This is a genomic window from Pseudogemmobacter bohemicus, assembly GCF_003290025.1.
In the GTDB taxonomy this organism is placed as follows: domain Bacteria; phylum Pseudomonadota; class Alphaproteobacteria; order Rhodobacterales; family Rhodobacteraceae; genus Pseudogemmobacter; species Pseudogemmobacter bohemicus.
Map to the genome: position 1 here is coordinate 475223 of NZ_QNHG01000001.1, position 8866 is coordinate 484088.

Annotated in this window: 9 protein-coding genes and 2 pseudogenes; 9 read left to right on the forward strand and 2 right to left on the reverse strand. The window is 62.1% G+C overall.

Annotated features, from left to right (window positions below; genetic code table 11):
• From DRF71_RS02190 to DRF71_RS02230, 8 genes and pseudogenes are all read left to right on the forward strand, one after another.
• Positions 1–1119: aminotransferase-like domain-containing protein (locus tag DRF71_RS02190; protein WP_157970989.1), on the forward strand; the 1119-nt coding region annotated here is incomplete at its 5' end.
• Positions 1120–1257: 138 nt separating this feature from the next.
• Positions 1258–1515 (forward strand): hypothetical protein, encoded by a 258-nt coding sequence (locus tag DRF71_RS02195; RefSeq protein WP_157970879.1) that lies wholly within the window; start codon positions 1258–1260, stop codon positions 1513–1515.
• A gap of 164 nt (positions 1516–1679) precedes the next feature.
• Positions 1680–2642 carry an ABC transporter permease gene (locus tag DRF71_RS02200; RefSeq protein ID WP_232831251.1) on the forward strand — a complete coding sequence of 321 codons (963 nt, stop codon included), beginning with the start codon at positions 1680–1682 and terminating at the stop codon, positions 2640–2642.
• A complete protein-coding gene (locus tag DRF71_RS02205) occupies positions 2639–3448 on the forward strand; it encodes an ABC transporter permease (RefSeq protein ID WP_112308970.1) in 810 nt (269 codons plus the stop codon). The genes DRF71_RS02200 and DRF71_RS02205 overlap by 4 nt, the downstream gene beginning before the upstream one ends.
• Positions 3448–4548, forward strand: a complete 1101-nt coding sequence (locus DRF71_RS02210; protein WP_198672042.1) for an ABC transporter ATP-binding protein — start codon at positions 3448–3450, stop codon at positions 4546–4548. Before DRF71_RS02205 ends, DRF71_RS02210 begins: the two co-directional genes overlap by 1 nt.
• Positions 4549–4783: 235 nt before the next feature.
• A pseudogene (locus tag DRF71_RS02215) lies at positions 4784–5002 on the forward strand (transposase); the annotation flags it as partial.
• Positions 5003–5095: 93 nt separating this feature from the next.
• A complete protein-coding gene (locus DRF71_RS02220; protein WP_232831253.1) occupies positions 5096–5410 on the forward strand; it encodes a transposase in 315 nt (104 codons plus the stop codon).
• 883 nt (positions 5411–6293) lie between these two features.
• A pseudogene (locus DRF71_RS02230) lies at positions 6294–7042 on the forward strand (IS5 family transposase); the annotation flags it as partial.
• 209 nt (positions 7043–7251) lie between these two features.
• Here DRF71_RS02230 and DRF71_RS02235 read toward each other — a convergent pair.
• Positions 7252–8028 carry a Bax inhibitor-1/YccA family protein gene (locus DRF71_RS02235; protein WP_112308971.1) on the reverse strand — a complete coding sequence of 259 codons (777 nt, stop codon included), beginning with the start codon at positions 8026–8028 and terminating at the stop codon, positions 7252–7254.
• Positions 8029–8285: 257 nt separating this feature from the next.
• Entirely contained in the window at positions 8286–8534 is a 249-nt protein-coding gene (locus DRF71_RS02240) for a DUF1127 domain-containing protein (RefSeq protein ID WP_157970880.1), read from the reverse strand.
• A gap of 129 nt (positions 8535–8663) precedes the next feature.
• Here DRF71_RS02240 and DRF71_RS28350 point away from each other — a divergent pair.
• Positions 8664–8866, forward strand: a 203-nt coding sequence (locus tag DRF71_RS28350) for a LysR family transcriptional regulator (RefSeq protein WP_232831255.1), incomplete at its 3' end; no start/stop codon positions are given.

Here is an 8866-nt window from a genome sequence, read left to right on the forward strand (position 1 = left end):
ACCGAGCGCCCGCCGATGCGGACCGGCGCTATCGAGATGCGCCCGCCCCAGGTGCCCGAAGTGGGTCAGGCCGAGGCGTTTCAGGAGGCGCTGACCGTCATGGCTGCGGGCACAGCGCGTGGCTGGACCGATTACACCAGTCAGTCGGGCGAGTATGCGCTCAGAGCCGAGGTGCTGCGCTGGATGGGCGACCGCATCCTGGGCCCGGCCACGGCCGATGACATCATGCTGACCCATGGCGGGCAGAATGCGGTCGGGCTGATGCTGGATTGCTGCCTGCGCGGCGACCGGCCGGTGGTGGTGCTGGAGGAGCTGGCCTATCCCGGCTTCCGCTATGCCGCGCGTTCGGCGAGGGCCGAGGTGGTTGCGGTCGAGATCGACCAATATGGCGTCGTGCCCGAGACGCTGGAGGCGATCTGTCGCCGTCACGGGCCGCAGGTCCTGTGCCTGACCTGCGAGGCGCAGAACCCAACGACCGGTCGGATGCCGGTAGAGCGGCGGATGCAGATCGCCCGCATCGCCCGCGATTATGACCTGCAAGTGCTTGAGGATGATTGCTATTCCGTCGCGGAAAGCGATTTGCCGACGCTGCGCGCGCTGGCGCCGGAACGGGTCTGGATGGTCGGCAGCATCTCGAAAACCATCTCGGCGGCCATGCGCTTCGGCTTTGTGATCTGCCCGGCCGGCATGGGCGAGGCGGGCCGGCTTTCAGCGCAATATGGGTTCTTCGCACTGGCCCGTCCGGTCTCGGATCTGATGCTGCACCTGTTCCGCTCGGGCGCGGCGGAAGAGATCCGCGCGAAGGTTCAGGCCGAATTCGCCCTTCGCCTGCAGATCGTGGTGAACCGGCTGGGCGGCTTTGATCTGGCCTGGCAGCCCGGCGTGCCCTTTGTCTGGCTGAATCTGCCGCAGGGCTGGCGCGCTTCGTCCTTTTCGCGCATGGCCGAGGCCGAGGGCGTCATGGTGCGGTCGGCCGATGAATATGCGCTGGTGGGCGGGCGGGCGCCACATGCGATCCGCCTCGCCATCCCCGGCGCCTTGCCGCTTTGCGAGTTCGAAACGGGGCTTGACCGGCTGGCGGGTCTCTTGGCCAATCCGCCCTCGGCGCTGGCGGTATAAGGCCCGGGGGCCGGCCCGCTTTGTGTGTCTTTGCGGACTCGCTTTGTAATCTCGGTGGGTTAGCGGATTCTCTTCATGTTGACGGCGGCGCTGCGACATTGTCCCATGCTGAAAAGAGCAGCAAAAAGAGATCTCGAAATGGGACAGCAGGCCATTTTTCACGCCCCCCGGGGGTGTTCCGACTTTCTCGGCTGGCGTCGTCGCGGCGATGCGGTCGAGGTGGTTTACGACAATGGCAATGCCCGCCACATGATCTGGCGTGTCGAGGCCGAAGAAGGGTTCGAGGAGCAGCTTTCCGATGCGCTCCAGGCGGCGGTTGTGCAGCCGCGCATCCTGCCCGCGCTCTATGTCGAGCTGAAAAAGCGCGCTATTGCGGTTGAAATGATCAGGGGCTGATCATTGTCGCGCCTCCCCCCGGGGCGCGGCGCAACTTTTTTCAGCAGCCCGCCTTGCCATCGCATCTGCAGGCTTGCATGAAAGTCAGAGCGGCGGCAGTATTTTGATCAAACACTCGCCGACGAGAATCCGGCGGCGAGAATCCGGCAAACCGGGGGGTAAAGGTGCAAACAAAGTCCTCTGAGGCGCGAACGGGCTGGCTCCTGATAGCGCCCCCGGCGGTGGTGACCTTCCTTTTGCTGGCGGCACCCCTGGTGACGGTTCTGGTTTATTCGGTGCTGACCGGATCGCGCGGCGCGGTCAGCCTGCCGGTAACCGGCGAAAACTATTACAATATCTTCCGGACGGCAGGCGGTAATATTCTGGAAAAACTGGGCGATGGCTCGGTCTGGGATATGCTGAAGATGCGCAACTGGGCGGGCATTGCCGATATATTCAGCAGTGCACCCTTCCTCCTGGTGATCGGAAGAGCGATTTTCGTGGCTGTAATGGTCACACTCGTCACGGTCTTGCTGGCCTATCCGATTGCCTATTTCGTCAGTTTCCATGTGCAATCATCGAAAAAGTCGCTCTGGCTGTTCCTGATCACTATCCCTTTCTGGACCAGCTACATCATCCGCGTTGCTTTGTGGCGGACCATTCTGGGCTATGACGGGATCGTCGACAGCTCGCTGATGGGGCTGGGGATCATGGATACCCAGTTGAATGTCCTGCAATATGGCGTGACCTCGATCATCATCACCCTGTCCCATGCCTATGCGCCTTTCGCGGTGCTGCCGATCTTTGTCAGCCTGGAAAAGGTCGACCGTTCGCTGCTGGAGGCGGGGCAGGACCTTGGCGAAAGCAAATGGCGCACCTTCCTGCGGGTGACCCTGCCTTTGTCGATGCCCGGCGTGATCGCGGCGGTGCTGATCGTCTTCATCCCGACTGCCGGCGATTATGTGACGCCCGAACTGATCGGGGCGGGCAAAGTGCCAATGGTGTCGAATTTCGTGGAAACCCAGCTGCTTAAATCCAGAAACTTTGCCATGGGATCGGCGCTGGCGGCGACTGCGATGATCGTGGTGGCGCTGATCTCTGTCGCCTTCCTTCTGTTGAACAGACGCTTTATCGGAGGCCGGAAATGACCAAAGCCCCCGGCCTGAAAACCTATGCGATCCTCTATCTGGCCTTTCTCTATGGCCCGATCCTGGTGCTGCCGCTGTTTGCCTTCAATGACAAGGCGGTGGTGTCCTTTCCGCTGAGCGGCTTCACCACCAAATGGTTTGGCGAGATGTGGGCCGATCCGAACCTGTGGAAGGCGCTGAAGAACAGCCTGATCATCTCGCTCTCGGTTGCGACGCTTTCGACAGTGCTGGGCCTCTTTGCGGCACGCTCTTCGGTGCGCTACCAATGGCCGTTCAAGGCGCCGGTGATGGGCTTCATCATGCTGCCGCTGGTGCTGCCTGAAATGATCATCGCGATGTCGCTGCTGATCGTTCTGATGGCGCTTGGCATTCCGCTGTCTATCTTCACGGTGATCCTTGGCCATCTGCTGATCTGCACGCCGTTCTCGGTGGCGCTGATGACCTCGGCCTTCCAGTCGCTTGACCGCTCGCTTGAGGAAGCCGCGCTGGATCTGGGCGAGACGCCTGCCTCGACCTTCCGCCTGATCATCCTGCCGCTGGTGATGCCCGGGATCCTGTCCTCGTTCCTGATCACCTTCACCATCTCGATCGACGAATTCATCGTGGCCAACTTCCTTGGCTCCGGCCAGCCGATCCTTTCGGTCTATATCTTCGGCCAGTTCCGTTTCCCGGCCAAGGTTCCCTCGATGCTGGCTCTGGGCACGATCCTTGTCGGCCTTTCCATCTGTCTTCTCGCAATCGCTGAATATTTCCGTCGCCGCGGCATCGCCAGGATCGGTGGCAAGGATTCCGGAGGTTTCCTGTAATGAGCGCCGACAAACGCCAGACCATGATCGAGTTTCGGGATATCCAGAAATATTACGGCGATTACCATGCGCTCAGGGGGATCAACGGCACCATCCGGGCGGGAGAGTTCTTCTCGCTGCTGGGGCCGTCGGGCTGTGGCAAGACCACGCTTTTGCGCACCATTGCCGGGTTTGAGGGCATCGATTCCGGCGCCGTGCTGATCGACGGCAAGGATATGAGCTCGGTCCCGGCGAATATGCGCCCGACCAATATGGTATTCCAGTCTTACGCGATCTTCCCGCATATGTCGGTGGCCGAGAATGTGGCTTTCGGCCTGCGCCGTGATCCGCGCAGCAAGGCCGAAAAGGCTGCGGCGGTCGAAGAGGCGCTTGGGATGGTCGGCCTCAAGGGCTATGGCGGGCGCGCAGCGCATGCGCTGTCGGGCGGCCAGCGGCAGCGGGTGGCGCTGGCGCGGGCGCTGATCCTCAAGCCCAAGGTGCTGCTGCTCGACGAGCCGCTTTCGGCGCTTGACAAGAAGATGCGCGAACATATGCAGGTCGAGTTGATCAAGCTGCAGCGCCAGGTCGGGATCACCTTCATTCTGGTCACCCATGACCAGGAAGAGGCGCTGGTGATGTCCGACCGCATCGCGGTGATGTTCGAGGGCCAGATCGCCCAGCTGGCGGATCCGGAAACGCTTTATCGTCGCCCGAACAGCCGTAAGGTCGCCGATTTCATCGGCACGATGAATTTCATCCCCTGCGAGATCCTCTCGGAAAATGCGGGCGGCTATGAGGTAGATATCAAAGGCCTCGGCCGGGTTACTCTCAGCGCCGACCAGGTCGCCTCGGATGAGAACAGCGGCACGCCTGCGGTCGGGCTGCGCCCCGAAGCGCTGACGCTTTTGTTCCCGGGCCAGACCAGCGATGAGCGCAAAGTGCCGGGCAAGATCGACGAGGTGATCTATTTCGGCGACATGACCTCTTATGATGTGTTCATTGGCGGCACCGATATCGAAGTGCGGCTGTCGATGCGCAATGTGCCGGGCCGCCCGGTGATGGATGTCGGAACCGGGGTGGAACTGTCCTGGTCACCCTCGGCTCTGGTCTTGTTCCGCTGAGGCCCTGAGAGTGGCCGGGACCCTGGCCTGATCGGTTGACGCGGGCCGGCCCCGACCACGCTGCGGCATTGTTCCCGGGGACAATGCCACGCCTGCCGGTCAGGCCGCTTGTATCGAGGCAATCCCGATTTCAGGCTGCTCTCCTGCGGGTCCGGGGCTCTATACCCTTGTCCGAAAGGGGCGTTGTTGCAGAGGTCCCGTTGGAGTGGGATTCACACAAGGAATCCATGGGGTTATTGGTCATGGGACGACGAGACCCGACCCTGCCCGCTATCGCAGGACGAACTGGAAGTCCTGCGATGAGGCACTGAAGCAGCGCGGCTGGCTGAACGAGGACATGGCGTGGCGCGCGCCCGGGATCGGTCGCAATGGCCGGCCTCCGGTGTTCAGCGACGCCGCGATCCCGTTCTGCCTGATGGTGAAGGTTCTGTTTGGGCTTCCCCTGCGACAAACGAAGAGAAGCTCTGCTCATGCTGCGCGCGAGAACGTAGCAATGAGTGTGACCATGGGTGACAGCATCAAACGCTGACTGCAAAAGCGCAAAACCGTGCTGGTGATCGAGATCATTCAGGGCAAGACGACGGTGGCCGAGGCCAGCCGGTCCTTCGACTTTTCCCCTTCGGAGATTGAGGGCTGGGTGGCCGATGCCAGGCGGGGGATGGAGAATTCCCTGCGCGCAAACCCGCTCGACATCCGCGAGCAATATGAGAAGCAGCTGAAGGACCTGCGGGAGGCCCATGGCGAGGCCATGCCGGAGCTGCGGGCGCGAAAAAATACCAGGCCCTGCTGCATGCACAGGGCGACAAATGATCCAGAGCATCCATCAGGGCCTTTCGCCGAGAGGGTATTGTGGGTCCTCTGACCAGGCTTTGTGCCCGGTTTGGTGTGCCACGCCGGGCGGTGTATTCCCGGCCAGCCAAGGCGGCTCCGTAGGTCGATCCGCGCTTTGCCGCGCCCATCAGGGCCATGATCGGGCAGGAACCATCCTTCGGCTACAGGACGGTGGCCTGGCTTCCCGGCTTCAACAGGAACACGGTGCAGCGGGTCTTTCAGCTCAGGGGCTGGCAGGTTCGGAAACGCCGGTGGGAATGCGTCCCCGCATCAAGGCGATCCCGTCCGTGGCAGCAGCCCCGAACGAGTGCTGGTCGACCGATATGTGCCGTGTCTGGGCGGGGCGAGATGGGCGGGGCGAGATGGTTGGACCACGCGCGCCCCGGTCATCGACTGCCACACCCGCCGGGTGTTGGGCTGGTATCTGTCACGCTCCGGCAAAGCCACGACCGCCGCCAGCGCGCCGGAGCATGCGCTGATCACAGGATACGGCACCCTGGGCCGGTGCCCGCAGAGTTCCTGCCGAGGTCGGATAACGGCCCCGATTTTACCAGCCGAAAGTTCACGGCACTGGTCCGCAGCTGCGGGTTGAAGCAGGCGTTCATCATCCCGCCCTCGCCAGCGGGCTCGAACCGGTGGCCCCTTCGCTGGCTCGACCCGCAACAGAATGGCATGGTCAAGCGTGTGATCCGAACGCTGAAAGAGCAATGCGTGCATCGCCAGGGCTTCGACAGCATCCAGCACACAACCCGGGCAATCGGCGACTGGATCAGCCTCTGCAACAACCGCCCCCCATCAGACGTTTGCCATGCGCCGGCCCGCAGAGGCATTCAGATTGGCAGCTCGACCTGAGCAGATCACGCTGGGTCGATACGCGATCAGCGACGCGTGGCGAGTGTTCTGTCGATGGCTGACCTGTGGCTGACTTCTCAACCCTGAGCCACCGACAGAAACGGATCACGATGAAGGGATCGAGCCGCCATGCGCCTGGCCTGCTGAACCTGCTGGTGAATATCGAGCCATGAAGCCGCCACCGGTTCTCGGCCAGGGCGAGGGGGGATCAGGTTTCTCGGCGATGGGGAATGGCTTGCGCGCAAGCATGGCACGCAGTGCCGAGGCCGGTATCGCAAGGTGCATCCGGCGATGGACACGGCCACCGGTGACATCCGTGCCGTGGCGTTCACCGCGCGCGACAAGGGCGACAGCCCTGTCCTGCCGCATCTGCTGGACCAGATCCCTCCTGACGAACAGATCGGCAGCGTGACCGGCGATGGTGCCTTTGACATAAGGCGATGCCATGGCACGATTCTCGGGCGCGGTGGAACGGCGATCATACCCATCCTCAGTAACGGGCGACGATGGCGCGAGGGCTGTCCCTCCGCCAAGGTGCGCAACGAAATCCTCAAGGCGACACAACGCCAGGGACGACTGCGTCGGATTTTCGTGGCGCCACTGGCGCCACGGTTCCTCTTCAACCTGGAAGCGCTGGTCCGGATATCACGCCCAAAGCCGGATCAAGGTGAAGGTGAGATGCCTCAAGTCCTTCGGTGAGCGCATCGCCTCACGAGACCCGGACCGCCAGACAGCCGAAGTCCAGATCCGCGTTGCACTTATGAACCGCTCCAATGCCCACGGCACCGCCGAGACCGAACGCGTGGCATGACCCCAAAGGGGCAAGGGTGCGTCCGGCCAATGTCAGACTACTGCAACAACGCCCTCTGAATGGAAGTGCTGGCAGACAGCCGCATCAGAAGGCATTTGTGAAACCGGTCCTGTTCCTGACCATCAGGGTTGCCCTCCATCAGCACAATGAAAAGCCCCGCGGGCCGGAATGCGCCGCGGGGCAATAAGCTCAGATCAGGATGGAACTCTTTACTCTCGGTTCCCCAGAAATTGCAGCAGGAACATGAAGAGGTTGATGAAGTCGAGATAGAGGCTCAGCGCACCCATGATGGCCGCCTTGCCAAGCCATTCCTGGTCCATCGCCATCGCATGCTGAACATAGGTGTTCTTGATGTTCTGGGTGTCATAGGCGGTCAGGCCGGCGAAGATCAGCACACCGATCACCGGGATCGCAAAGGCGAGGCCCTCGGATTGCAGGAACATGTTCACGATCATCGCGACGATCAGGCCGACGAGGCCCATCATCAGGAAGGTGCCCATACCCGACAGGTCACGCTTGGTCAGGTAACCGTAAAGCGAGAGCGACAGGAAGGCGATCGAGGTCACGAGGAAGGTCGAGGCAATCGAGCCGCCGGTGAAGACGATGAAGATCCACGACAGCGACAGGCCCATGGCCGCCGCATAGACGTAGAAGAACAGCTGGGCCGAGGCGACCGAGAGACGGTTGATCAGCGCGCCAAAGGCGAAAACCATCACCAGCGGCAGGAACATGATCACCCATTTCAGGGGCGAGGCGAAAAGCGTGTAGCCGAACTGAGTCAGATAAGTGCCGCTGCGGATTTCGCCAGCAGCCAGCGACGGATCGGTGGTCGTGGTCAGACCCGAGATCCCCCAGGCCACAGCAGCCGTGATCAGCATCGCCACGGACATCAGCCCGTAGACCTTGTTCATATGGGCGCGAAGCCCTTCGTCGATCTGCGCGCGGGCACCAACGCCAACGCCGCGGACCGTTTCATATTGAGCCATGATAAGCCTCCGATGTTGTCCCTAAGGGCAACGCCGGGGAGTCCGGCGCACCTTACTGCCCGAATATCGGTAACCGTGGACGTGATTTCAAGGATTTCCCACGCCCGTCTGCATGAATTATCCGGTCATTCAGATGTTTTTTTGTCGCAGGCGCTGTCGGGGCAGGGGATATCTGCGGGAGGATTGGAGTGGTTTGCACCCGTTCGGCGCCATGACCGTTTTGCATTGGCGGGCGCTGAGGACCGCCGGAGCCGTCCTCAGCGCCGCCAATGGGCCGGTGCCTCCCAGTGGATGCGGCCGGCCTCCTGTTCCGCCTCGGCGCGGCTCAGCCCGATATCGTCGAGGAGATAATCCTCCATCATCCGGAGCCTGCGTTGTTGCCGGCGCCGGGCGAGGAAATCGGCAATCCCTGCCAGCAGGCCGGTCGGGCGGCGGCTGGCTCCGGCGCGGTGCGGCCTTGCAGAAAGGGCGAGGCGGGAGAGCAGGGGGGGGCTGCGGTCGGACATCATCTGATCCTGTGGTTGATCCGGTTTTGTGATGCCGCTTGCGCCTTGCATCAGATATGTTGATGTTTCCCCTGGGATGGATCATTATGGAAATGAATGATTGTTGGATTGTCCATCAGGATCTGTGATATGCCGCGCAACCTCGACCTGACCGCACTCCGCTCCTTCGTTACCGTGGCCGATGTCGGTGGCGTGACGCGGGCGGCGGGCTTTCTCAACCTGACGCAATCGGCGGTCTCGATGCAGATCAAACGTCTGGAAGAGGCGCTTGGTTTGCAGCTCTTCCTGCGGGCGGCGCGCCGGCTTGTGCTGTCGCCCGAGGGCGAGATGCT